21 protein-coding genes and 5 tRNA genes are annotated in these 25,126 nt (G+C 50.8%); 3 read left to right on the top strand and 23 right to left on the bottom strand.

Features of this window, described 5'->3' with window-relative positions; genetic code table 11:
* Window positions 1-27 precede the first annotated feature (27 nt).
* The 13 genes from ACZ5FK_RS11460 to ACZ5FK_RS11400 all read right to left on the bottom strand — a co-directional run bounded on the left by ACZ5FK_RS11460 (window position 28) and on the right by ACZ5FK_RS11400 (window position 11,195).
* On the bottom strand, window positions 28-1,620 hold the full coding sequence (locus tag ACZ5FK_RS11460; protein ID WP_464805030.1) for a GGDEF domain-containing response regulator: 1,593 nt from the start codon (window positions 1,618-1,620) through the stop codon (window positions 28-30).
* A gap of 84 nt (window positions 1,621-1,704) precedes the next feature.
* Window positions 1,705-3,054, bottom strand: a complete 1,350-nt coding sequence (glmM, locus tag ACZ5FK_RS11455; RefSeq protein ID WP_464805029.1) for a phosphoglucosamine mutase — start codon at window positions 3,052-3,054, stop codon at window positions 1,705-1,707.
* Window positions 3,055-3,090: 36 nt separating this feature from the next.
* Window positions 3,091-4,422 carry a CdaR family protein gene (locus ACZ5FK_RS11450; RefSeq protein WP_464805028.1) on the bottom strand — a complete coding sequence of 444 codons (1,332 nt, stop codon included), beginning with the start codon at window positions 4,420-4,422 and terminating at the stop codon, window positions 3,091-3,093.
* Window positions 4,415-5,251: a diadenylate cyclase CdaA gene (cdaA, locus tag ACZ5FK_RS11445; protein WP_464805027.1), complete on the bottom strand. Its 837-nt coding sequence runs from the start codon at window positions 5,249-5,251 to the stop codon at window positions 4,415-4,417. The genes ACZ5FK_RS11450 and cdaA overlap by 8 nt, the downstream gene beginning before the upstream one ends.
* Window positions 5,252-5,407: 156 nt before the next feature.
* A complete protein-coding gene (locus tag ACZ5FK_RS11440; protein WP_464805026.1) occupies window positions 5,408-6,055 on the bottom strand; it encodes a zf-HC2 domain-containing protein in 648 nt (215 codons plus the stop codon).
* Window positions 6,056-6,068: 13 nt separating this feature from the next.
* A complete protein-coding gene (sigW, locus tag ACZ5FK_RS11435; protein WP_464805025.1) occupies window positions 6,069-6,632 on the bottom strand; it encodes an RNA polymerase sigma factor SigW in 564 nt (187 codons plus the stop codon).
* A gap of 595 nt (window positions 6,633-7,227) precedes the next feature.
* Complete coding sequence (rocF, locus tag ACZ5FK_RS11430; protein WP_464805024.1) at window positions 7,228-8,133, bottom strand: arginase; 906 nt, start codon at window positions 8,131-8,133, stop codon at window positions 7,228-7,230.
* A 74-nt stretch (window positions 8,134-8,207) separates the two neighbouring features.
* Window positions 8,208-10,319 (bottom strand): EAL domain-containing protein, encoded by a 2,112-nt coding sequence (locus tag ACZ5FK_RS11425; RefSeq protein WP_464805023.1) that lies wholly within the window; start codon window positions 10,317-10,319, stop codon window positions 8,208-8,210.
* 228 nt (window positions 10,320-10,547) lie between these two features.
* Window positions 10,548-10,622 (bottom strand) — tRNA-Gln (locus ACZ5FK_RS11420).
* 58 nt (window positions 10,623-10,680) lie between these two features.
* Window positions 10,681-10,755, bottom strand: a tRNA-Glu gene (locus tag ACZ5FK_RS11415).
* Between the two features lie 6 nt (window positions 10,756-10,761).
* Window positions 10,762-10,846, bottom strand: a tRNA-Tyr gene (locus ACZ5FK_RS11410).
* 57 nt (window positions 10,847-10,903) lie between these two features.
* Window positions 10,904-10,979: transfer RNA gene (locus ACZ5FK_RS11405), tRNA-Thr, on the bottom strand.
* Window positions 10,980-11,120: 141 nt separating this feature from the next.
* A tRNA-Asn gene (locus tag ACZ5FK_RS11400) sits at window positions 11,121-11,195 on the bottom strand.
* Between the two features lie 229 nt (window positions 11,196-11,424).
* On the opposite strand from ACZ5FK_RS11400, the gene ACZ5FK_RS11395 reads away from it, so the two are divergent.
* The gene (locus ACZ5FK_RS11395; RefSeq protein WP_464805022.1) at window positions 11,425-12,090 is read left to right on the top strand and encodes a polysaccharide deacetylase family protein; all 666 of its coding nucleotides are present in this window, start codon (window positions 11,425-11,427) and stop codon (window positions 12,088-12,090) included.
* Window positions 12,091-12,117: 27 nt separating this feature from the next.
* On the opposite strand, the gene ACZ5FK_RS11390 is transcribed toward ACZ5FK_RS11395, so the two are convergent.
* Window positions 12,118-12,786 (bottom strand): KinB-signaling pathway activation protein, encoded by a 669-nt coding sequence (locus ACZ5FK_RS11390; RefSeq protein WP_464805021.1) that lies wholly within the window; start codon window positions 12,784-12,786, stop codon window positions 12,118-12,120.
* Between the two features lie 139 nt (window positions 12,787-12,925).
* Here ACZ5FK_RS11390 and gerD point away from each other — a divergent pair, with 139 nt between their 5' ends.
* A complete protein-coding gene (gene gerD, locus ACZ5FK_RS11385; RefSeq protein WP_464805020.1) occupies window positions 12,926-13,543 on the top strand; it encodes a spore germination lipoprotein GerD in 618 nt (205 codons plus the stop codon).
* A gap of 46 nt (window positions 13,544-13,589) precedes the next feature.
* On the opposite strand, the gene ACZ5FK_RS11380 is transcribed toward gerD, so the two are convergent.
* The 5 genes from ACZ5FK_RS11380 to ACZ5FK_RS11360 form a co-directional block, all read right to left on the bottom strand.
* On the bottom strand, window positions 13,590-14,648 hold the full coding sequence (locus ACZ5FK_RS11380; RefSeq protein ID WP_464805019.1) for an Mrp/NBP35 family ATP-binding protein: 1,059 nt from the start codon (window positions 14,646-14,648) through the stop codon (window positions 13,590-13,592).
* A gap of 76 nt (window positions 14,649-14,724) precedes the next feature.
* Window positions 14,725-15,459 carry an N-acetylmuramoyl-L-alanine amidase gene (locus ACZ5FK_RS11375; RefSeq protein WP_464805018.1) on the bottom strand — a complete coding sequence of 245 codons (735 nt, stop codon included), beginning with the start codon at window positions 15,457-15,459 and terminating at the stop codon, window positions 14,725-14,727.
* A gap of 576 nt (window positions 15,460-16,035) precedes the next feature.
* Window positions 16,036-16,332: a rhodanese-like domain-containing protein gene (locus ACZ5FK_RS11370; RefSeq protein WP_464805017.1), complete on the bottom strand. Its 297-nt coding sequence runs from the start codon at window positions 16,330-16,332 to the stop codon at window positions 16,036-16,038.
* Between the two features lie 78 nt (window positions 16,333-16,410).
* Window positions 16,411-17,784: an MATE family efflux transporter gene (locus ACZ5FK_RS11365; protein WP_464805016.1), complete on the bottom strand. Its 1,374-nt coding sequence runs from the start codon at window positions 17,782-17,784 to the stop codon at window positions 16,411-16,413.
* The gene (locus tag ACZ5FK_RS11360) at window positions 17,768-18,223 is read right to left on the bottom strand and encodes a GNAT family N-acetyltransferase (protein WP_464805015.1); all 456 of its coding nucleotides are present in this window, start codon (window positions 18,221-18,223) and stop codon (window positions 17,768-17,770) included. The genes ACZ5FK_RS11365 and ACZ5FK_RS11360 overlap by 17 nt, the downstream gene beginning before the upstream one ends.
* A gap of 84 nt (window positions 18,224-18,307) precedes the next feature.
* On the opposite strand from ACZ5FK_RS11360, the gene ACZ5FK_RS11355 reads away from it, so the two are divergent.
* Entirely contained in the window at window positions 18,308-19,132 is an 825-nt protein-coding gene (locus ACZ5FK_RS11355) for a MerR family transcriptional regulator (RefSeq protein ID WP_464805014.1), read from the top strand.
* A gap of 56 nt (window positions 19,133-19,188) precedes the next feature.
* Here the strand turns inward: ACZ5FK_RS11355 and ACZ5FK_RS11350 are convergent, their stop codons facing one another.
* The 4 genes from ACZ5FK_RS11350 to ACZ5FK_RS11335 all read right to left on the bottom strand — a co-directional run bounded on the left by ACZ5FK_RS11350 (window position 19,189) and on the right by ACZ5FK_RS11335 (window position 25,125).
* Window positions 19,189-21,249 carry a catalase gene (locus tag ACZ5FK_RS11350; RefSeq protein WP_464805013.1) on the bottom strand — a complete coding sequence of 687 codons (2,061 nt, stop codon included), beginning with the start codon at window positions 21,247-21,249 and terminating at the stop codon, window positions 19,189-19,191.
* Window positions 21,250-21,368: 119 nt separating this feature from the next.
* The gene (locus tag ACZ5FK_RS11345) at window positions 21,369-21,794 is read right to left on the bottom strand and encodes a MerR family transcriptional regulator (protein ID WP_464805012.1); all 426 of its coding nucleotides are present in this window, start codon (window positions 21,792-21,794) and stop codon (window positions 21,369-21,371) included.
* A gap of 11 nt (window positions 21,795-21,805) precedes the next feature.
* The gene (locus ACZ5FK_RS11340; protein ID WP_464805011.1) at window positions 21,806-22,915 is read right to left on the bottom strand and encodes an FAD-dependent monooxygenase; all 1,110 of its coding nucleotides are present in this window, start codon (window positions 22,913-22,915) and stop codon (window positions 21,806-21,808) included.
* Window positions 22,916-23,058: 143 nt separating this feature from the next.
* Window positions 23,059-25,125 (bottom strand): catalase, encoded by a 2,067-nt coding sequence (locus ACZ5FK_RS11335; RefSeq protein WP_464805010.1) that lies wholly within the window; start codon window positions 25,123-25,125, stop codon window positions 23,059-23,061.
* Window position 25,126: the final 1 nt, after the last annotated feature.

Raw genomic sequence — 25,126 nt, 5'->3', positions numbered from 1 at the left:
CTGCCATGAGTCGATGGCAGCCGTTTTTTATCCTTTATTGAACATCCGAGCAGCCAAGTTGCGGATCCGTTCGAGGATTTCTTCCGGCAGGAAAGGCTTCGTGATATAATCGTCCGCCCCGAACCAAAGGGCCGCTTTCATGTCGGATTCTTTCGTCCGGGCGGTCATCATGGACACGACCACATTGCTCAGTTCGCCGTCCTTTTTGATGCGGCCAAGCACCTCGAGGCCGTCCATGCCCGGCATGATGCCGTCGAGCAGGATGATATAGCTTTTATCCGGGCTGTACCAGTCCGCCGCCAGGAAGGATGGGCCGTCCGCAAAAGTGCGTACGGTCAGCTCGATATCATCCTGCTTCAGCTCCGATAATGTATCATGCAGGATCGTGCGGATCAGCCGGTCATCATCGACAATGATGACTTCGAGCTGCCTCCGCCTGGACTGGCCTTCATTGAATATGACTGTCCGGTTCCGTCCCGTCCGCTTCGCTTCGTAAAGTGCCTGGTCTGCACCAGCTAGAATGCCTTCTGCTCCTTCCCCTGCATACGCTGCTGCGCCCGCCGAAAAGGTGATCGAAAAGGTGGTACTGCCGGCGCGGAATGGGATCGTCTGCAAATGCTCCCGGAGCTTGCCGATCATCTTGGCGGCTTCTTCGGCACAAGCTTCGGGCATGATGATGGCGAACTCTTCCCCTCCATACCGATACACTGTATCCTTCTCACGTTTTTCTGAAACAAGCAATCTTCCGAACGTCTGGAGCACATCGTCGCCCACAGGATGGCCATACACATCATTCACTCGCTTGAAATGATCGAGATCGAGCAGCACAAGCGTAAAGGGGGTGTTCTTTTCTTTATACTGCTCGGCAGCATGCTCCAGCGCCTCATCAAAGTTCCGGCGGTTCCCGGCTCCCGTCAGGCCGTCTTTGATGGTCAGCTGTTCGATGATCTTCCGTCTCTCATTCCGGTTAACGAGAAATGGGAGGAAGACCCCGATATCGATCGGCTTGGGGAACAGGTCCTGCCCGCCGAGACGATACGTTTGCAGCCAATTGTCACGCGCAGTCGTCTTGCTCATCATTAAGATGGAGACGTTTTTGGAGAGCGCCGTCTCCCCAATCCTTTGCAGAACGTCAAACCCCGACATATCGGGCAGCTCCGTCTCCATCAGGATGAAAGATGGCCGCATCGAGTAGAACTGTTCGATTCCCCGCTTGCCGTCCAGCGCTACGATAACTTGTGCGCCCGCCATCTCTAGCGTCTCTTTCATATCAGAGATGAAGTTCATGTCATCATCGATTAATAAAATGAACGTGTCTTTCAGTTTCCCTGTGTTCTCATTCCTTCCGTCTGCCGGCTCAAAGCTGCGGTTGAGCAGAAGCTGCTTGAAGTTCGACAAGATGGAGCTAGGGATTTTGGTCTCATGGTCAGGAGAAATTGCGTGAAGTTGTTTTGTGGCAAATTCGAAGAGGCTTTCCATTCCTGCGGCTTCCGCCATACTGCTGATGGACTGAAGGAACGAATATAACTCCTTTTCCGTAACGGACTTGGCTTCCCCCCAGCTCTCGAACACAGTTTCCATACGGTTTCTTATGATTTTCCTAGCCTTGTTGGCAGTCATGTTGTCACTCCAATAAAAAATCCATTCGCTTGGCATTCGAAAACGCCGGGATGACTATCTATAGCCATCCCAGCGTCCTCTTTTTTACTCTGCGCCCATTTCCGTACGTACTACATCAGCGATTCTTTCAGCATACTGCTTGCATGCATCCTGATCCGGCGCTTCCACCATAACGCGGACGAGCGGCTCAGTACCCGAAGGACGTACGAGAACGCGGCCATTTCCAGCCATTTCGGACTCCACGTCCTGGATTGCCTTCTTCACTGTATCATTCGCGGCAACCGCATTTTTATCTGTCACCTTTACGTTGATCAGCTCTTGCGGATAAACGGTCATCTCACCAGCCAATTCCGACAGCTTGCGCCCTGTCCGCTTCATGACATAGACAAGCTGCAGGGCTGTCAGCAAGCCGTCGCCTGTCGTGTTATAGTCGAGCATGACAATATGGCCTGATTGCTCCCCGCCAAGATTGTAACCGCCCTTTTTCATCTCTTCGACGACATACCGGTCACCGACAGCTGTTTTGATGCTCTTCATATCATGACGTTCAAGAGCCTTATAGAAGCCCAGATTGCTCATGATCGTCGATACGATCGTATCGTCTTTCAAACGGCCTTTCGCCTGCAGATGCCGTCCGAGGATGAACATGATCTGATCTCCATTGACAATGCGGCCGAGCTCGTCAACCGCAATCAGGCGGTCTCCGTCACCGTCGAACGCAAGGCCGACATCAGCACCCTTCTCCGTGACCAGGCTGCTGAGACCTTCCGGATGCGTCGAGCCGACGCCGTCATTGATGTTCAAACCGTTCGGGGAAGCGCCCATCGTCGAGAGATCGGCGTCGAGATCTGCAAACAGATGGGTCGCGAGTGAAGACGTCGCTCCATTTGCACAATCCAATGCGACATGGATATCTGTGAAATCTTCATCCACCGTCTGCTTCAAGTACTGGATGTACTTATGGCTTCCCTCAAAATAATCGGTCACTGTACCGACATCCGCTCCGACCGGCCGCGGCAGATCATCCTGTTCCTGATCAAGCAGCTTTTCGATCTCCTCTTCCTGCTCATCTGTCAGCTTGAAACCGTCAGATCCGAAAAACTTGATGCCGTTATCGGCTACCGGGTTATGCGAAGCTGAAATCATGACGCCTGCCTGGGCATTCATCGCTCTTGTCAAATACGCGACGCCTGGCGTGCTGATGACGCCAAGGCGCATCACTTCAATGCCGTTTGACAATAGGCCTGCAATCAATGCACTTTCAAGCATCTGCCCTGAAATGCGGGTGTCCCTGCCAATCAGAACTTGTGATTTCTCAGTTCTGTTCTTGGTCAGCACGTAGCCGCCAATCCGGCCTAATTTAAACGCAAGTTCCGGTGTCAGTTCCTTATTCGCGATTCCTCGTACACCATCAGTCCCGAAATACTTTGTCATATCGATTCTCCCTTTCAACCTATACATTCACTCTTATCATGCAAGAACGATATCGAGCACAACTTCTTCATCCGATAGTTTCCAAGCGACGTGTTCAGGCACGTCGACATGGACAGGGAAGGTCTCTTTTCCCTCCGACTCCACTTTTGAAAGATCGACCGATACATGGAGATCTGATGCTTTCAGTGAGTCGATCACCTCTTTATCGGCGGTCACCGTCAGATTGACGAGCCCGTCCGCAGGTTTGCTGAATGTGCTTTTAAATGTCTGGTTCAAACCTTTTATCTCAATGGGGATGTTCGGAAAACTCTTCGTCACTTCCACTTTGACGACTGGAGCCTTGTCCTGTTCCTTGTCCTTGTCTTTATCCTCGTCACCCTCCTGTTCAGGATTCATAGATACGTCAGGAGGTGTTTCAATATCTTCTTCCTTCTTGGTGATCTCTATCTTCACTTTCACTTTGTCATCAGACAAGGAGGTCACGCCTTTTGGTTTAGGCAGATTCACTTCAATGGTCCCTGAGTCATGAATACCCGTGATATCTACTTGTACCCCCAATTCTTTAATTGAATCCAAAACGGCACGAGGTCCGAATAGTCTGACGGACTTCAAGTCGCCTGTAATGGAGTCAATCGTGACATCCTGCGCGGGAATGCCCCGTTGCTTCAGCACGATCGGCACTTCCTTGTTATTCTCTTCCACCTGCACCTTGAGATTGACCTCTTCAGGCACAATTGTGACATTCAGTTTGTTCAGATCGCGGTCCAGGACGCGGACACGGACTCTCTGTTCAAATGATTTGTCGATGCCATTGTCCTTGCTGGCTGACGCTTTGACAAAGCCGATGGAATCGATGACGCTTTTCGCACCTGTCACTTCGATGGTGGAAGGTTCCACTTCCATTTTGACGACATTGAAACCGTCAGCGAGAAGGCGCTCGTTAAATTCCGGATCCACCGGCAGTGCTTTAGTAATCTTCTCTTCGATGTTGACATCCACCGTTGCAGGATCCAGTTTGACATGCAATTTATCTGATAAGTTTTCAGTTCGAATTTCCACTGTATGCTGGCCAGTCGGTAAATTTCGAAGATCGACTTTCAGCGTGAAGTCCTTCATCAATTTCGTCGATTGCACGATATTGGCCGGTCCGTCAATTGTCATGTTAACCGTTTCCGGTACACCGGTAACAACTAGATTTTCGTTGTCATAGTAGACTTCCACAGGGATATCCCGCATGAACTCAACTGTGTCCCCAATTGAATTCTTGGAATTGTTGTCTTCTTCACCGCGGACGGAAATGAAAAGGATGATGGCGAGAGCCAGAGCCGTAAAGCGAAGAAACCATGGCCGGTCCAGTAAATTATCCATTGTTCCGTTTCCCCCATTTCCAGAAAGGAGTTGCCGCCTGTGTATCTTCCGCGCCAAACCAGTTTTGCCGCAGCTTCGTCTCGAATTGTTCCATCGTCAGGTTCCGGTTAATGTCCCCATTCGCTGTAATACTTACAGCTCCCGTTTCCTCCGACACGACAATGGTGATCGCATCCGTTACTTCACTGAGGCCAATCGCCGCACGGTGCCGGGTGCCGAGTTCCTTCGAGATGAACGGGTTCTCGGAGAGCGGCAAATAACAGGCTGCGGCCGCAATCCGGTTTTTCTGGATGATGACAGCGCCATCATGCAGCGGCGTATTCGGAATGAAAATATTGATCAGCAATTCAGATGTAACATTGGAGTTCATCGGAATCCCCGTCTCAATGTATTCACTCAGCCCGGTCTCCCGTTCAATGGAGATCAATGCGCCGATCCGCCGCTTCGCCATATAGCTGACCGATTTGCTGAACGCCTCGATCAGGCGGTCACGCTCCTCCTCCTCTTGCATCGCCGTTCGCGCAAACAGCCGGCCTCTGCCCAGCTGCTCAAGTGCACGCCTGAGTTCCGGCTGGAAGAGAATGATGACTGCAAGGAATCCAAACCGGACAACCTGCTCCATCATCCACTTCAACGTCTCGAAACCAAGAAACTCAGTTAGGATCCGGACAATGAGGATAACGAAAATCCCTTTAAGCAACTGGACTGCCTTCGTCCCTTTAATGATGGTGATCAACTTATAAAAGACGAACCAAACAAGAAGCACATCCACAATATTCTTTAATATTTCAAGCGGGCTGGAACTTGCTAACGATTCCCAAATCGGCATGTGCTTCCCCTACCTTTAATCCCATTTCTTATTTTCAGTATATCATACAGGCGGACGTACCGCTCTTACAGGACGATGACAACCGACTGAAAGGTTGCAATGAACGTCATATAAGAAAAAACGAGCGGCAACAAGCGCTTAGCTGTCTCCGTCGTTTTAATCTTCCTTGTCGTTCTTCTTTTTATCCGAAGACGAGAACAGCTCGCCCGCGGTCGATTTAATCTTATACCATAGCCAGTCAAAGACTTTGTCGATCTCTTCACTCTTACCCGTGACAATGGCAGTGGAAGCCATATACTTAGATCCGTTGATGACGGTGACGTTTCCGTCGACTTCCCCTTCGATCCGCAGATTTCCATTTTTAACGACAATATTGCCCTCCACGGTCTCTCCGGCAGGGACAACGACCGTCTCGCCGTCAATCACAAGTCCGGCTTGCTTTGTTACAGAAAACTGATCATTGTTCGGATAGCTCGAGAACAGAGCAGCGCTCATCAGAATAACAAACATCGCAGCGGCCGCAAGCATCGGATGCCTCCTTAAAAATCGCTGGACGCCCGCTTGTGATTTCTCTTTCGGAAGACGATCCATGACGCCTTGCACAAATCCATCCGGCGCTTTGACCGGTTCCGCCTGTTTGATGAAGAAAAGGGAGGATTCCACTTTCTCCAGCTCTTCCATCATTTTTCTGCAATCTTCACAAGAAGCCAGATGCTCCTTCAAAACGCGCTCCTCTTCCCGGCTCGCCTCTCCGTCTAAATACGCGTGCATATAAGGGATGATTGACTCCTGGCACGAATTCATCCTAACTTCCCTCCTACATAGTACCCATCTGTTTCCGAAGTGCTTCCCTCCCGCGATGTACGCGGGTCTTTACGGTCCCAAGCGGCAATTCTAAAATATCACTAATCTCCTGCAGCGGCAGTTCTTCCAGATAACGTAAGATAATGACGGTCCGATACTTATCAGGCAGCCGGCCAATCTCATATTGGACGCGGTCGCGTGTTTCCATCCTCTCCACTTCTTCTTCCGGCAAATCACCGGTCGCCGCTATTTGCGAATACATATTGAGACCTTCCGTACCGGGCACTTCCGCATCCAGGTAATAATCCGGCTTCTTCTTCCGGATCCGGTCGATGCAAAGGTTCGTGGCAATCCTGTAAAGCCATGTTGAAAACTTGCGTTTCTGATCATAGGTGTGAATGTTGACATAGGCGCGTACAAACGCTTCCTGGGCGATATCTTCGGCTTCCTGGCGATTGCTCAGCATACGGTAGCACACTTGGAACAACTTGTGCTGATACATCGTCACAATCTCTCCGAACGCTTCCTGATTGCCTTTCAACACTTCTTTTATTCGTTTATTGACCAATTCATCCAATTATGTTCATCCCCCGCTCCATGCGGTTGTACCCTCTATACGAATGAAGGGACCAACAGGTTTCATTTTTTATAATTTGTTTTTTACTTACCGTACAATTGTATGCACTTTATAGTTTACCAAATTGCAAGGTTTTTTTCCGCCTAAAATGAAAACAAATTTGCATGCTGCCGGTGGAACGACGGATCGATTCATTTTGCATTCGGAGCGATCCATTTGGACGGCGAAGCGATCGATTAGCCGGAGATGTGATCCATTTAGACGGCGGAGCGATCGATTAGCCCGAGATGTGATCTATTTAGCCGACAGAGCGATCGATTAGCCGGAGTTGTGATCCATTTAGACGGCGGAACGACCGATTAGCCGGAGATACGATCCATTTAGACGGCGGAGCGATCGATTAGCTCGAGATGTGATCTATTTAGCTGGCGGAACGACCGATTAGCCGGAGATGTGATCCATTTAGACGGCTTATTGATCTGATTAGAGCTTCAGACCCGGCATTTATTAGTAGCGGACGCCTATTTATCCCTCTGAAGCAAGACCAGTCCATAAAAAAGCCTCTCCACTCAAAATGGAAAGGCATGTCCTTCTATCAAATTAATTTTTCTCCAAACAGTGAGCCCATCAATGCGACGGCGACTTCTGCGGTTTTGTTCTTTTCGTCGAGGATTGGATTCACTTCGACAAATTCAGCGGAGGTGATCATTCCGGAATCCTCCAGCATTTCCATGGCGAGATGGCTTTCCCGGTAGCTGATGCCGCCCGGAACCGGCGTCCCGACACCCGGCGTGTAGATCGGGTCTAGTCCGTCCAGGTCAAGGGATAGATGGACTCCGTCGACTTTTCTGGATTTCAAGTAGTCGATCGCCTGCTCCATCACCGTTGTCATGCCGTATCTGTCGATTTCATGCATGGTGAAAACTTTCACGCCAAGCTCACGGATCAAGTCCCTTTCGCCCGGGTCCACGGAACGCGCGCCGATGATGACGATGTTTTCCGGCTTCACTTTCTGTCCTTCCCGGTGCAGATTAATGAGCCTTTCGTGGCCGATGCCCATGTTGACGGCAAGCGGCATGCCATGGATGTTGCCGGATGGCGATGTTTCTGCCGTATTCATATCGGCGTGCGCATCATACCAGATGACGCCTAGGTTTTCGTATGCGTCCGCGAGACCCGCCAGTGTGCCGATCGCAATGCTGTGGTCTCCGCCGAACACTAGCGGGAAGTTTCCTTGTTTCACGACATTGCTGACCCGTGAGGCAAGCTCCGAAGTCGCCGAGATCACTTCATCCAAATTTTTCAGCCGCTCATCGGATGGCTCTTTCCGCTCCACAGCGCTGACCGGAACGTCTCCTTCATCTTTTACAGTATGGCCGATTGCTTCAAGTCTTCCTACCGCGTTCGCATAACGCATGGCGCTCGGCCCCATATCGACGCCGCGCCGGCTTTGCCCTAGATCGAGCGGGAGACCGACAATTGATATATTTAATTTCTTCATAATAAACGCCCCTTTCTTCCTCTCCATTGTAATTTCTCAATACAAATGGCTCAACTCGACATTTTCAGGAATATTTATTCATGTAATGGGACTTTGTTTAGCATCATCATGGACACACATTGATCGGCGGGTAATGGCTTACTATAGAAATAGCCTTGTCCTTCCTGGCATCCGAGATTCAGAAGAAGCTTCGCCTGCTCTTCGGTTTCAATACCTTCCGCGATGACAGCAAGGCCTGCCGTCTCTGCAATCGTGATAATCGCTTTTACAATGGCCCGGCTGTTATTGCTGACGAGAATGTCCCGGACAAATGACATATCGATTTTCAGCGTATCTGCAGGCAGTTCCTTAATATAGCTAAAATTGCTGTAGCCCGTGCCAAAATCATCAATAGCAACGGTTATGCCTAAATCGCGTATCATCTGCAAGGTTCCCCGCATGTCATCCGTGTCGGCAAATGAGCTTTCTGTCAATTCGATCTCCAGAAGGACGGGATCCATGCCGGTGTCTTCGATGATCCTCTCGATCATCGATACCACACCCGGCTCTTCCAGCTGGACGGTCGACATGTTGATGCCCATCCGGATGGGCGGATACCCCTCATCCTCCCATTTGCGCGCCTGCTTGCACGCTTCTCTGAAGATCCACTCCCCTAGTGGCACAATCAGGCGGGTCTCTTCAGCAAGCGGAATAAACTTATCTGGACGGATCCGGCCGAGTTCAGGATGATCCCAGCGGACAAGCGCCTCCACGCCCATCATATCGCCGCGCGCCAAATTCATCTTCGGCTGATATTCCAGCGTAAAGTATTCTTGCTGGACGCTCTTCCGTAATTCACTCTCCAATAGGATGCGTTCTATCGTCTTCTGTTCTGTCTCGGGTTGATAAATCTTATAGCCGCTTCCCCCCTGCGCCTTCACAAAATGGAGCGCCTTTTCCGCATTTTTAATGAGCCCAGAAATGGTGTCCCCATGTTCCGGATAGAGGGCAATTCCATAGCTTGTCGAGATGGAATAGGTACCGCCATCAACAACCAGCGGGCGCTCGAGCTCCTCTTTTATTGCCTGAATGGCTGTTTCTGGCGCTTTCTCTCCGGCAACCTCGGAAAATGTAAAAACAAATTCATCCCCCGAGTTTCTGCCAATCAGATCACCCGGCGGCAGAAGATCCCGCAGTTTGGCGGCCAGCGTCATGAGCAGCCGGTCTCCGACTTCGTGCCCGAAAGATTCATTGACATACCGCAGGCGGTCAATATTTAAATAGACGAGGCAAAATCGATTCCCCATCCGTCTCGCCTCCTCCGTTTTCTGGAGAAGTCTCGTCCGGAACGCCCCGCGGTTCAAAAGGGACGTCAGCTGGTCAATGTGCTCGAGGCTGTCAATCAGCTCTTCCGTCCGTTTCCGCTCTGTGACATCCCGGATGACCACAACTGTCTGGCGAAAATATCTTCCCGGTTCCTGAATCAAGTTGAATGTCATTTCAAGAAAACGTTTTTCTGTTCCCTCTGTGCGGACTTGGCAGCCAAGTCCCGTCGCTCCGGCCTGAATCGATTCCAGCGTTCGCCGGATTGTCTCTTGATCGTCCGGATGAACGAGTGATAGCAATGTATCTTCCCCTGCCGATAGGGATCGGCCAATCATCTTTGTATGAGAGGGAGAGATATAATGAAATCCCCCGGTCGCATCCACAACAGAAATCATATCGGACGCATTCTCCGTGATAATCCGATATAGCTCCGCATTATCCATGACTTTTTGTTCCATCCGCTTCCGCTCTGTCACATCATATCGGATTGATATGTATTGATATGGCGCCCCTCCGTCCTCTCTCACAAAAGGCACGATTTTGGTATCGACCCAGTAGAAAGAGCCATCCTTCGCCCGATTTCGGATTTCTCCGCGCCATGGCATTCCGCTTCGGATGGTCGACCACATATCCTCGAAGAACGATTTCGAATGATATCCTGAATTGATAAGCCGGTGGGTTGTGCCAATCAGCTCTTCTCTTGTATACTGGGAAATTTCACAGAACGCCTCGTTCACATATGTGATCATGCCTGCCTTGTCCGTGATTGCGACGATTGCCGACTGATCCAAAGCAACCGCAATATCGCCAAGCCGTTCTGCCGCTTCTCCTAACCGCCCGTCCTTTAAACGGGCGTGCAATTCCTTCATATAGACGCCCATATTTGACCTCTTCCTTTTGAAACCTATAAGACTGTTATCTAGCATAATAAGCAGTAGACTTTAATACCTACACTATACTACAGAACAACAACTTTCGCTTTAGAACCATGATGAAAAAATGAAAAGATGTGACGATTTTATAACTTGCGTCACGAGGTGATCAAAAACAGAAAAACCCTCTCCAGAAGGAAAGGGTTTTTCAGTATGTATAAATGAATAAATGTAAAATGGCTGGGGTAGCTGGATTCGAACCAACGAATGACGGAGTCAAAGTCCGTTGCCTTACCGCTTGGCTATACCCCAATGATTACTTCCTTACTATGGCATACAATCCACAGTATTATACATGGAAACCGTAAAATGGTGACCCCTACGGGATTCGAACCCGTGTTACCGCCGTGAAAGGGCGGTGTCTTAACCGCTTGACCAAGGGGCCATATAATGGTGGTGGGGGACGGATTCGAACCGCCGAACCCGGAGGGAGCGGATTTACAGTCCGCCGCGTTTAGCCACTTCGCTACCCCACCAGTTTACTATTATGATTGTTTCTCGCCTATCTCAATTTTAAGGATAATATCAGACTATGGAGCTTCCAGCCGGGCTCGAACCGGCGACCTCTTCCTTACCATGGAAGCACTCTACCTGCTGAGCTATGGAAGCAGATACTGCGTAGAAAGGATGTCCCTTCCGTAAACACAAGACTTATTGTAAGGGGGTCATTGTAAAATGTCAACCGTATTTTTTCAATCAAGTTCGGGCAATAAAAAACCACTTCAGCAGTGGATGCCTTAGACAAAAAAATGGCTCCGCAGGTAGGACTCGAACCTACGACCGATCGGTTAACAGCCGATTGCTCTACCACTGAGCTACTGCGGAATTGCATTATGTATTCCTGCAACACATAGTATACCATATTCTGCAGGTTTGACAACCGTTTTTTCAAGTTGTCCCTGACGACTTTTTTATACTAACATGCCAATTCATATTGGTCAAGCCTATCTCATAAAGTAACAGTAGAAAATTTGTCCTTCCGTTTAACAAGGCTTTTACGCCGCTGTTCATTCTCCAACCGAAAAACGACTATAGCATATCGAAGGAGTTCTGTATGGATAAAAAGTGGATCTTCATCATTATTTGTACACTCGCCATCTTTCTCGTCTTTCCAAACTTTCCAAGCAAACACTCGGTCATCTCTGTCTTTAAGCTGACAGAAGAGCCTGACCATATTATCGTCCGCGGGGCTTCCGGCTCGGCCCTAACGGTCAACATCTCGTTTGGCGATCAGGATGTGGAAGAATGGATCGGCGCCTTACAAGCCCCGTATCCGCTGCTCTTCCTGGATATGGACTGGGTGGACCGGTTCCCGGAGACATTGGAATTGATCCAGAAAAAAAATATCCCCGTTGGTCTGCTCGGACACGCGGGAGCGGACTATCATCAAAATACAGATCTCCTCCTTGAGCAATTGGAGCGCTATGAACAGCATTTCGGCGTGAAACCTCTTTGGTTCCGCACCCTAGATGAGAGTTTTCCGCTGCCGCTCCGGTCAGCCCTGTGGGAAGCGGAAGTGAACGCGCTTGGTTCTTCCGCCGTGTATGCGGGCGGTGAAATTCCGCCAGTCATGGACGGTGAGATCCTGTCCGTTCCATTGCACCGGGAAGACCGCATCAAATTCGGCGATCTGAAGAAGCTGATGGACAGCCGTAAATTCCGTTCGCTGGAGGATGTTCTGTTCAACTTGTCCGTGAAAGTCAGGAAAATCCCAAAATAAAACGTGCCAGCACGCAGCCGGCACGTTTTATTTTGCTTTTGCCATCTTTCTGGCCTTCCTTCGTTCGTCCAGCCGGGCCTTATCCTCATCGGATTGCCGGTTGTATTTCGGCAATGCAAGAAGCTGGAAGGCATTGACGGCGAGAAGCGGGAACAATAGGATTGTCACCCAAGAATCGATATTGCCTGAGCGCACCATCAGCGCCGGAAGCCATTCAAGCGTCGTGATGACGATCATGAAGAACAGCGCCGAGATGAGCGCATACTTTTTCGTCCATTTCGCTTTATAATAGGCGGTCACTGCTGCAGTTGCGAGCAGTGCGAACAATAGGACGAGATACAGCATCGTCCGTCCTGTGTCTCCTGCGGTCAGCCGGAACCTGAAGAACACGAGGTCAAACAGGACAACCACGATCAGCAGCAGCTGCACCCAGTTCCACAGCGTCAGCGACCGGAACATGTTGACGCCGAACTGATGGACTGTCAAATAGGCGAAAAAGCCCATCTGCGCGACGACACTCATGGTGAATCCTAAGAACACCATCCATAATAGAGCACCTATAAATTCAAGGTATTCCCCGTTGGCCGCATATTGTGAAAAGAATTCCCAGCGGACAATCAATCCGACAATACCGGTGATAAGGCCGCCGATCCACATTGCATTCAGGAAGAATTTAACCCAATTTCGTATTGTCACAACATCGTTCCCCTTTTCAATTACTTTTATTAGTGTATCAACGTTTCGGCCAAAAATCTATTTCGTTGTACACGTGATGCATATTACGTATCAGTTTGTGAACAATAAATGAAAAGAAGACGAAGGGATTTTGATATCCATGAGAAAGAAGTGGATGGCAGCGGCCGCTTTTTGCGTAATTTTATTAGGCGGTTGTACGCAACAGCAGGCGCATAGCCCGAACTATGACGAAATGAAAAAAATGATGACCGATGCACTGCAGACGGATGATGGAAAAAAAGCGCTCCGGAAGACGCTGTCCGATCCTGACTTCCGTGAATTGATCGTTCTGGAACATCCTGAAGTGAAGAAGTCCATTTCCGATACATTGCTATCCAAAGAAGGCCAGGAATTCTGGAAACAGGCATTTGAAGATCCGAAATTCACGGAAAATCTTGCAAAGAGCATAAAAAAACAGCAATCGGATATCATGGGCGAACTGATGAATGATTCTTCCTTCCAAAAACAGATGACCGATTTTTTTAGCCAGGCGGATATGCAAAAGCAGCTTGGCACTATTTTGAAGTCCGCAGACATGAAGAAAGAGATGGAGAAATCGATCGAGGATTCCATTAATAACCCGCTGATGCAGGCAAAGTGGCAGGAACTGATTTTGAAGGCGGGCCAAGTGTCACCGACGAAAGAGGATAAAGGCGGAGATTCCGGCGGCGGGCAAGGCGGCGGAGGTGGAGACAGTGGCGGTGGCGGCGGTAAGTAATGAAAAGACGGGCAGCGTTTCCCCTAGGGAGACACTGCCCGTTCTGTCAGTCATTCGTCTTTTCAATGATAGTCCCTGCGATTTGTGAATAGATGTTACCGATCGGATGATCAGCTGCATAAACGGAAGGGGCAAAATCCGCCTCGTCCCAGTCGGGCTGTCCGAGCGGAATCTGGCCGAGCACTTCAGTGCGCAGCTCTTCAGCAAGCTTGTTTCCGCCTCCTGAACCGAAGACATACTCTTTCTCGCCGGATACTTTCGACTCAAACCACGCCATGTTTTCGATGACGCCGAGAATCTCATGTTCCGTCTGAAGGGCCATAGCGCCTGCGCGTGCTGCGACGAACGCTGCAGTCGGATGCGGCGTCGTTACGACGACTTCCTTCGTCGCCGGAATCATCTGATGGATATCGAGCGCCACGTCACCGGTGCCTGGCGGCAAATCCAGTATCAGATAGTCAAGAGGCCCCCACTCCACGTCGCGGAAGAACTGGTCGAGCACTTTCCCGAGCATGGGACCGCGCCAAACGACTGGTGCATTATCTTCTACGAAGAAGCCCATAGAGATGACCTTCACGCCGTACCGGTCGACCGGAATGATCCGGTCTCCGCGGACAACCGGCAGATCCGTAATCCCCATCATATCCGGAATGCTGAATCCATAAATATCTGCATCGATCAGACCGACTTTCTTGCCGAGTCTCGCGAGCGCGACAGCAAGGTTGACGGAAACCGTCGACTTGCCGACGCCCCCTTTTCCTGATGCGATCGAGATGAATGTCACATCATTGAGCGGTGACAGCAAATCCTGCGTCTCCGCCTCTGTTGCAGTTCCCCTGAAAGACTCCAACTTATCAGGAGGAAGCTCTTCAAAACGGATGCCGACTGTCTTTGCGCCAGCCGCCTTAAGCACTTCCACGACTTTCATCTGCAAACTCATTTGTTCTGCCGTGTTAATCTTCGCAATTGCCAATTTCACGCTCACATGCTCTTTTTCCGGCTTGATGGAAACATTCACAATGCCGCCGGTTTCAGCTAATGATCTATGTAGGAACGGATCTTGCAATGCGCCGACGACTTCACGGACTACTTCTTCATTTATCACAATAGACACTCCTTAGCGGAAATTTTTCTGTCTCCAGTATACCATAGTGTCTATTGTGTCTTGCTCCTATCTGCTTTTATTCCTGTTCCGCTTCAGGGCCTGCTTCTTCATAGTAATCCATGATGCCTTTCAAAATGGAGTCAGCCACCTTGCCCTGATAGGCCGGATCGACGAGCAGGGCACGTTCTTCCGGATTTGAGATGAATCCTGTCTCCACCAGCACTGATGGCATCGGCACCTTCTTCAATAAATAGACGCCCTTGATCGCCATTGCCTCTCGGTCCGTGTTCTTCAGGCCATCACGGAAAGAGGATTGGATGGATTTCGCGAGCAGCTCTCCGCCCGGATGCCCTTCCGGATGGAAGAATACTTGAGCTCCCCGCCACTTTGTCTCAGGGATGGCATTCACATGGACACTGACGAACAGATCCGGCTCTTCCTCGATGGCGATCTGTTCCCGCAGCTTCAAGTCGGCGAATTTCCGCTCACGGGTCGTGCCGAACTTTTCAGAAGGTGCATGTTCCGCAAGTGCATCTCCGTCCTTCTCTCTCGTCATGACAACAATGGCCCCGTGCTTTTCGAGCCGCTTCCGCACCTCATGCGAAATGCTGAGCGTAATATGCTGCTCGATCACATCGCCGACCGAAGCGCCCCCATCCATCCCGCCATGCCCGGGATCAAGAACCACCTTCACACCTGCCAGTTTCTCAGGCATTAAAAACCCGCGATCCGACGACGACGCTTTCACCCCATACCAGACAACGCCCAACGAACATACAATCAATAATCCGGCCACTAGCCACCGCTTCATCCTGACACCGCCTTTTTCCACACTATACGCGGCAGCCGTGTGGGATATGCCTGGCTTGTTTTTGCTTGACCGCACGGGAAGGAAACGGGCGCCCGGGCGGCGGAATTGGGCGATCATTCCGATAAACAGGCGTCCGGGCGGTGTAAACGGGCGTTCATTACGATAAATGGGCGTCCGGGCGGTGTAAACGGGCGTTCATTACGATAAATGGGCGTCCGGGCGGTGTAAACGGGCGTTCATTCCGATAAACAGGCGGCCGGGCGGTGTAAACGGGCGTTCATTACGATAAATGGGCGTCCGGGCGGCGTAAACGGGCGTTCATTACGATAAATGGGCGTCCGGGCGGTGTAAACGGGCGTTCATTACGATAAATGGGCGTCCGGGCGGAGTAAACGGGCGTTCATTCCGGTAAACAGGCGCTCAGGCGGCGGATTCAGGCGTTCATTCCGGTAAACAGGCGTCCGGGCGGTGTAAACGGGCGTTCATCCCGGTAAATAGGCGCTCGGGCAGCGGATTCGGGCACAAAGAAAAGGCTGCCTCGTCATCCGACGGGGCAGCCTCCTCTTGCCTATTCAATTATTCAACCGGCCCTTGCCATTCCAGCATGCCGCCAGCCATATTGGTTACGTCATAGCCCTTTTCATCCAAGAACTCCGAAGCACGGCCGCTTCTGCCGCCTGAACGGCAGATCATATAGTAATGGGTGTCTTTGTCCAGCTCTGCCATACGTTCAGGAAGCTCTCCCAGCGGGATATGGATTGCGCCGGGAATCATGCCGCCAGCAACCTCTTCATCTTCCCGCACATCCACGAGATGCAGGTTCTCCCCGTTTTCCAGTTTCGATTGCAGTTCTGTTGTTGTGATCTCCTTCATCTACAATAGCCTCCTGTATTCCGTACTGTACGTTCCATCATATAAAGTTGCCCGAGCAGCGTCCATTAATCTGCCTTTTTATGGCTGCTGGCCGGCCGCCGCCCTTTGGGGTGCACCTTGCCGCCTTGTCCTGAAGTTTCGCCGGAACCGCAGGCCTACATACAAGGAAATGCAGACAGCTGTAATCGCCTCGGACGCAGGGAATACCCACCAGATGCCGGCAGGGCCGAACCAGACAGGGAAGCAGATGAGGATGGGGATGAATAGCACAAGGCTCCTTAGTAGGACGACAGTCAGTGCGAGTCCTACCTTTTCGACGGATTGGAAAAACTCCGCGAACACCATATTGACTGCAAGGAACACATAGCCGAGAGCAAAAATGGCGAATCCTTTGATGGCTATCGCTTCAATGCGCGGTTCTTCATCACCGAACAGCAAGATCAGCTTGTCCGGGAAAAAGACGGCCGCCGCAGTGGTCAGCAGTCCAAACCCGATGCCTGTCAAAAGGCCGATCTTCAGCAGTTGCAGCAGCCGGTCCCCGAGACGTGCCCCATGATGGTAGCTGGCGAGCGGCTGCAGCGCCATGCCGATGCCGAGGAATCCGGTCAGCAGGACGGCATGGATGTAGTTGACCATTGCGTAAGCCGTTACACCGTCCGTTCCCATGTAATGCAGGAACGATATATTGAACAGGATGATGATGACAGCTAGCGAACCTTCGACGAGAAAGCTGGGAAGGCCGATTGTGAAAATATCCCGCAGCGTCTGTCTCCGGTAAAATGATTTTGCGAATCGGATGGTCGATGACTTCCGGAAGAAATGAAGGCAGAGGACCAGCATTCCGACGACAGTCGAGAGGGCGGTGGCAAATGCACAGCCGAGGACTCCATAATCCAGGATGAAAATGAACACATAGTTGAGCAGGATGTTCAGGACTGCTGTCGTCATCAGCCCCGCCATCGAGAGTGCCGGATTTCCGTCATTCCTCACAAAGATGCTCAGCATATTCTCCACCGCGAAAAATAAGCCGAATGACAGGATGACCTGCAAATAGTCCTTCACGTATGGATAGGTCACCTCGTCAGCTCCGAACAGGAACGCGACACTCCGCAAGTTGGGCAAGAGGAGGGCAATGATGGCGCAGACGATAAGCAAGATTGACACGAACGACAAAGTGAAAATCCGGTTTGCCTTCGCCCGGTCCCCTTCACCTTGCGCAATGGAAAAGAGGGTCGCACCGCCTGTCCCGATCCAAAGCGAGATGGACAGCAGAACCGAAAAGATCGGTACTGCGATATTGATGCCTGCAAGAGCGGCTGTTCCGACGCCATGACTGACAAAAATACCGTCAAACAAGATGTTGACTGACATGAGGAGGAGACCCGCCATTGCCGGAAATAGATAGGAGAAGAATAACGGGCGGACTGGCCTCGTCTCAATCGCGTGATTCATGGCCGGCCGCCTCCCTTTTCATAAGCAGTTCAGTTTGCCAGACCCATTCCCCGGTCCATCTGAAACCTGCTTTTCTATATAAATGGATAGCCCGGTCATTTTTTTCTGCAACACTCAAATACATATCGCTTGCCGGGTGTTCCGTTTGAAACTTTTCTAAAATTTTCATGAAGAAGTGACGGCCCATGCCCTTTCCCTGGAACCGCCGGTCGATCAAGTAGTGATCGAGCCATACCTGCCCTTCAAAAAGGCCGTACATGGCAAAGCCCGCAGGCTCCCCGTCGATATACAGCCCCAGCGGAATGAGCCGCCTTTCTCGTCTTGCCTCCTCCAGACACTCTCTGACCGTATCGATGAAGCCTTTCTGCTCCGTCCCTACTTGGAGTGAAAGCATGCCGCTCGCCCGGTCTTTTGTTATTGCCTGAATTTCTGTTCTCATGATGTCAAAACCTTTCTCTTTTTGTACCTGCCCCTTCACTCTATGGTATATAGTAACTATATAGTCAAGAGGAGAGAACCAGAAATGAGCGATAAGCATACCAGCCATTTTACAACAGGCGAATTTGCGAGACTATGTAAAGTGAATAAGCAGACGCTGATTTATTACGATAAGATCGGCCTCTTGTCCCCTGTTTTTAAAGACGCCAATGGATACAGATATTATTCCATCAACCAGTATGAATACTTCAGCGTCATTGAACTTCTAAAAGACATAGGAATGCCATTGAAAGAAATCCAGCAGTTCTTACAGCAAAAGTCTCCAGAACGTTTCTTATCCATGATGAAAGAGAAAAAGAAGGAAATCGAAGTGAAAAAGAAGCAGATTGAATTGCTGGATCAAATCGTATCGACAAAAATTGACATGATGGAAGAAGCACTCCATACGGATTTCAGTGCAATCACGGTAGAACAGTTCCATGAAACCAGCTTGTATTTAAGCCGGAAGATCGAGAATGTGCCGGATGAGGAATTTGTCGAAGCAGTCTCTGACTTCATCGACGACCTGTACCAGAAAGACCTGGACACCGGGTTCCCGATTGGCGGCATGACGAAGCGGGAACATGTGCTTGTGCAGGATTACACAAATTACAGCTATCTCTACATGGAGCAGCCCCGGCCGGAAAGCGGCCATACCTATTTCAAGGCGATGCCCGGCAACTTCCTTGTCGGGTACCATGTAGGAAACGACTTGACCCTGCCAAGGACCTATGACCGCCTGTTTGCGGAAATGGAGCGTCTCGGCCTCACACTCGGCGAATATGTATTTGAAGAGTACGTGCTGGATGCGGTCGTGGCGGACAATCCTGAAGAATATGTCACGAAAATCATGATACAGCTGAAGGATTGAACACTGTTCAAGCTTAAAACCCCTTCCCGGACTGCCGGGAAAGGGCTGATCTCTATTCAGGTACGGTCCCAGAACCTCATCTGTCTGACCGCTTCTGTAAATTCCTTGCCGAAGTCACGGCTATTTTCATCAAACAGCACACCGGCCATATTATTATCCGGGGACGATACGACATAGGAACGGCCGGTTGGTGCAACGGCAATCGGCTTGAAGTGCTCGTAGGCGACGACATAGTATTTCCTTATATCGGCACTCGTCTTTGCGCTGACCGGCTCATTTCCACCGACAATATACAGAGCATCGAGAAGATACGGGCTCGTTGTCAAATATGTCTTATCCACTTTGAGCTCCGTCCCGTCCGCGCCTCTTACCGTCCCGAGTTTTTCACTGACAATCACGATGAATACGCCGCTCTGCTGCAAAGTATTCAGGACATTCATCACTTCCGCGGTATTGAATCCATTACTGATCAGGACTCCGACCTTCATGGAATATGCATACTTCGGCGTACTGTACTGGCTGAGGGACGGGTAGCTTGTGGAGACCGGAACGTTGGTGCCTTCCGGACGGTTCACACCGACATTATCCGCTACGATGTCCGCCATCCCTTTATCGACATTGACCAATATATTAACGCAATTCTGCCTCACCATGGCGCTGTTGACGCTTCCGATCTGATAGCTCAGGGCCTCGATCATATGCTGCCTTTCAATATCCGTAAGACTGTTCCAGAAGATCCGGGGCTGCGTATAGTAATCATCAAACTTCTTGGGACGCTGGCGGGTGAAATGTCCTTCCACTTTCGTCGGCGTATGCTCATAGCCGCCTTCTTCAACCGGCGTTGTATACGGAGTATTATCTTCCAATGCATTTAGATGGTAACTCGTTTCATCCACATCGATCCGGTACCGCATGAAACCTTTCCGCTGGTTATTATGAAACGGACAGATCGGGCGGTTGATCGGCAGGTCTTGAAAGTTTTTGCTGCCGAGGCGATGGTATTGTGCCGCCTGGTATGCTAGCAGCCTGCCTTGAAGAACCGGGTCATTTGTAAAGTCAATTCCTGGCACAACGTTACCAGGATTGAACGCCGCCTGCTCGATTTCCGCAAATTCATTATCCACGTTCCGATTGAGAGTCATCTTGCCGATGAATTGGACGGGAATCAACTCTTCCGGCCAGAACTTTGTCGAATCCAAGATGTCAAAATCGAATTTGAACTCATCTTCTTTTTCGATCAATTGAACGCCCAGTTCAAATTCAGGATACGCCCCCATGTCAATCGCTTCCCGGAGATCCCGCCGATGGTAGTCCGGGTCGATCCCTCCGATTTTCTGTGCTTCATCTTGCAAAATGGAATGTGAGCCAAGGACCGGCTTCCATACAAAACGGACAAATGTGGCTTTCCCTTCTTCATTGACAAACTGATATGTGTTCACCGACCAGGATTCCATCATCCGATAGCTTCTGAGGATTCCGCGGTCAGACATGACCCAAAGCGTCATATGGAGCGCTTCCGGATTTGTCGAAACATAGTCCCAGAACGTATCATGCGCCCCTGCCGCCTGTGGCATGCCCGTGCGCGGCTCAGGCTGATAGGCATGGATGATATCAGGGAACTTCATCGCATCCTGATTGATCAATACGGGAAAGGAGATCAATGTCAAATCATAATTTCCTTCCTCCGTATAAAACTTGACGCCCAGACACCGAAGATCGCGCGCCGTATCTTTGGAACCCCTGCTGCCCTGCACCGTTGAAAAACGGACGAATAAGGGCGTCTTTTTTCCTGCTTCCGACAAGAATCCCGCTTTCGTAAGCTGCCTCATCGATTCGTAGCATTCAAACTCACCATGCGCCCCGTATCCTCTTGCATGCACTTTGCGTTCCGGTATTTCCTCATGCACGAACGCCGTGATCTTTTCAAAGTATTGATAGTCCTGCATCAGGCCGGGTCCGCGTTCCCCGGCCGTCAGAATCCGTTCATCATCCGCAATTTTTCTCGACTGATTGGTCGTCAGCGGTTTTCCGGCATTCAGGACACGGAATTCATCCAGCTGTTCTTGCTTGCTTGGATTTCCGATTCCTTGTTTGTTCGTGAAGTATGAGTTATCCAATGAATCACCTATCCTTTGATCGCTATTTCGCATCCGTCCTAGTCTATGCGGCATTTGCCCAAAACGTTCATCCACAGGCCAGAGTCAGAAAAGCCGCAGTCCCGGTCGTCAGGCTGCGGCTACATTTTATTCTTTTTCAGAGGATCGCCATTCGACAGGAAGTGCGAGCCGGATGCCGGTTCAGCTGGCGGATTCATGACAGCGAGGTAGTTTGCCGTTTTCTCCTCAATATAGGCGGCTCTTTGTTTCGCTTCCTCTAGTTGTGCAATTGCGGCTTCTTTCTGTTTTTTCATGATTTCATAACGGGCAGGGATGGTGGAGTCCCCCTGCTGGCATAAGTCTATATAGGCTTTGATCTCTCCGATCGGCATGCCGCAATGGCGCAGATGCTTCACGCAGAGCAGCCAGCTGACCGCCGCCTCGTCAAACAGCCGATTATTATTCCCGTCTCGCGTGAGGTTCGGCACGAGCTGCTTATCCGTGTAATAACGGACCGTGTGCTCTGTCATCTCCAGAAGCGCAGCCACTTCTTTAACGGTCCGCATAGCCTGTCCTTTCATGGCTGCCCGAACGTCCATGTGTAGTAATGGCCCGATTGGACCATCCGCCTGACTGTATGCAAGCGGCGCTTCTCATATTCAGCCAGCGCCTTTATGGCCGATTCTCCTCGGATTCCTCCGGCTGCGCATTCTCCAAGGATGACCGCGTCTTGCAGCGACTCATTGAACCCGCTTGCCGTAACCGGGGCGGGCACATGGGCGGCGTCCCCCACAATGGCGATTCTGCCATCCGCCAGGATTTCAGGAACATATTCTTTTATCGGGATTCCGACGAGGGTGCGTGTCTCAATGCCGTGTATGGCAGCTGAGCGCCAAGGTTCCGGCCATCTGTCCGCCTTCCGCCGAAGCTCCCGCAAGGTCCCTTCCGGAATATCTTGTCCGCGAAGCGAGTGGCGGACGACATTCCCTTCCACGCAGCCAAGCTTCCGGAGCATTTCGCTCTGGGTATTGTCATACCACGTACAGCCGATCCGGCGTTTGCCGGAATTGCCCTCAGGGTCCCGCACCTCGATGACGGAACCGAACTTGAAACCATTCGAACTTCCGAACATATCAACCGTCTGGCCGCCGCTGCGCAGGCGCAGGTGTTTCGGGAGATCCTCCTCCTCCATGGAGGCGAGCCAGCCCATATATCCCGCATATGTCGCGTCAGGCTTATGAGGTGCGATATGCGCACGCACTTGGCTGCTGTGCCCATCTGCTCCAATCAACAGATCCGCCCGGATTGTCTCCCCCTGATCGGTGATCGCGTAGGCATGCTCACTGTCCTGGCCTATCCGCTCGATCCGGGTATTGTACCTGAGCTCGATGAATGGGTTCCGTTTTGCCTCGTTTCGCAGATTGTACTCGATCGAAGACCAGAGCTGAACGGAGCTCTTTCCGCCCGACACTAGCTGTTTGAGCAATCTCTCCGTCTTTGTCTGGCCGAAAGTGCCTCCGTCCACACGCAGCCCGGAGCCCCCTTCCCGTTCTTCACCGACCTTCTCAAGCAGACAGACCCGCACGCCTTCTTCAGCAAGCGCAATTCCCGCCATCAATCCGGCCAGCGAAGCACCGACAATGATGGCATTTCCTTTGACACCGGCCGCCGTATTTCCATTTTGCATAACGGTCCCTCCTTGATAGGAAAGTATATCACCTTCGAGTAACTCGAAGTCAAAGGAAATGCGATACGGGGGGGCTGCGGCTGATTCGTCACTGGAACAGCTAAACCCCTTTCCATGGTGCCGAAAGGGGCTTACGCTTCAAATCAGGTCCTGTTCCAGAAGCGGTGCTGTCCGATTGCCTCGACAAATACATCTCCGAATCCTGAATGATCCTCATCAAATAGAACGCCAGCCATATTATTTTCTTCTGACATGACAATATACGGCCGGCCGGTTGACGCGACGCCGATCGGTTTATAGTGCTCATATGCCACGATGAAATATTTCCTGATGTCGTCTCGGGCTTTCCGGCTGGCAGCGGATCCGTCACCACCAACAATATACAGGGCGTCAAGCAAGTATGGACTTGACGTCAAGTAGGTTTCCTCCACTTGCAGTGACGTGCCCCCTGCCCCGGTGACCGTACCCAGCCTCTCACTGACTATGACGACAAATACGCCATTTTGCCGCAAGGTGTTCAAGGTAGTAATCACTTCGCTATCCGGGAAGCCGTTCCCGATCAATACGCCGACCTTTTGCGTATATGCGTATTTTGGTGTACTTGCCTGGCTCAAAGATGGATAGCTCGTCGAAATCGGCAGATTGGTTCCATTCGGCCGCTGTACTCCGATATTATCCGCCACGATATAGGCCAGCTCCTGATCGACTTTGACGAGGAGATCGACATTCTGCTGGCGAACCGATTCACTTTTCACTTTTCCAAGCTGGTAGCTGAACGCTTCGATTGTATGCTGTTTTTCCACAGGTGTGAGGCTATTCCAGAAAATCCTCGGCTGGGAGAAGAAGTCGTTAAATGACTCACTGCGCCCCCGAATCACATGCCCTTCCACCTTCTTCGGATAATGTACGTAGCCCCCTTCTTCCGGAGGAGTCGTGTACGGTGTATTATCCGCCAGCGAGTTGTTATGATAATTCACTTGGTCGACATCAATCCGCATTCTCATAGCGCCCCGCCGCAGATTGTTATGGAAAGGGCAGATCGGACGGTTCACCGGCAATTCCAAGTAGTTGGGACTGCCTAATCGATGCTGCTGGGTATCACGGTACGCAAGCAGCCTTCCCTGCAGGACGGGATCGTTTGAAAAGCCGATGCCAGGTACCACGTTTGCAGGATTGAACGCGACTTGTTCCAATTCGGCGAAATAATTATCCACATTCCGATTCAGCGTCATCTTGCCGATCATTTGAACGGGAATCAGCTCTTCCGGCCAGAACTTGGCGGGATCGAGTATGTCAAAATCATATTTGAATTCATCTTCCAGCGGAATCAACTGAACACCCAGCTCATACTCTGGATAAGCCCCGTGATTGATCGCCTCACGTAAATCCCTTCGATGGTAGTCAGGATCGAGTCCCCCGATTTTCAGCGCTTCATCTTGGAGCAAGGAATGCGCACCGAGGACAGGCTTCCAGACGTATCTGACAAATGTCGCGGTGCCCTCTGCATTGACAAAGAGATAGGTATTGATCGACCAGGATTCCATCGTCCGGTAATTTTTGATAATGCCGCGGTCGGACATGATCCACGTCACCATATGGAGTGACTCCGGATTGCTCGCGACAAAATCCCAGAACCTGTCATGCGCGCCGGTCGCTGTCGGAATGCCGTCGTCCTGTTTGTTTTGATAAGCATGCATGGAATCCGGGAATTTCATGGGATCCTGGATGATGAGTACAGGCATTGCAATGGTCGTCAGGTCGTAATTCCCTTCTTCTGTGTAAAGCTTCACTCCCAGGCAACGTAAATCACGTGCTGTATCATAGGAGCCTTTCGGGCCTTGCACAGTGGAAAAACGGCAGATCAAAGGTGTCTTTTTGTCGGCCTCCTGCAGAAATCCTGCCTCAGTGACATGTGCCATCGACTGGTAACATTCAAACTCACCATATGCCCCGTATCCCCTCGCATGAACGACGCGTTCCGGTATTTCCTCATGATTAAAGTGGGACATCTTTTCAAGGAACCAATAATCCTCATGGAGAGAAGGGCCCCGTACGCCAGCCTTCAGCGTCTCCGAGTCGTTTGAGATCTTTCTCCCTTCTTGTGTTGTCATGGGATTCCCTGTATCCCGTACCCGGAACTGATCCAATTGACGTTGTTTGCTGTTTTCTCCGGCTCCCTGACTCTTCGAATAGTCCAATTCATCACCCATC

The sequence above is a fragment of the Sporosarcina sp. GTC18466 genome, from assembly GCF_055389225.1.
The sequence above is the reverse complement of the archived record's forward strand: the minus strand, read 5'-3'. Positions and strand labels throughout refer to the sequence as shown.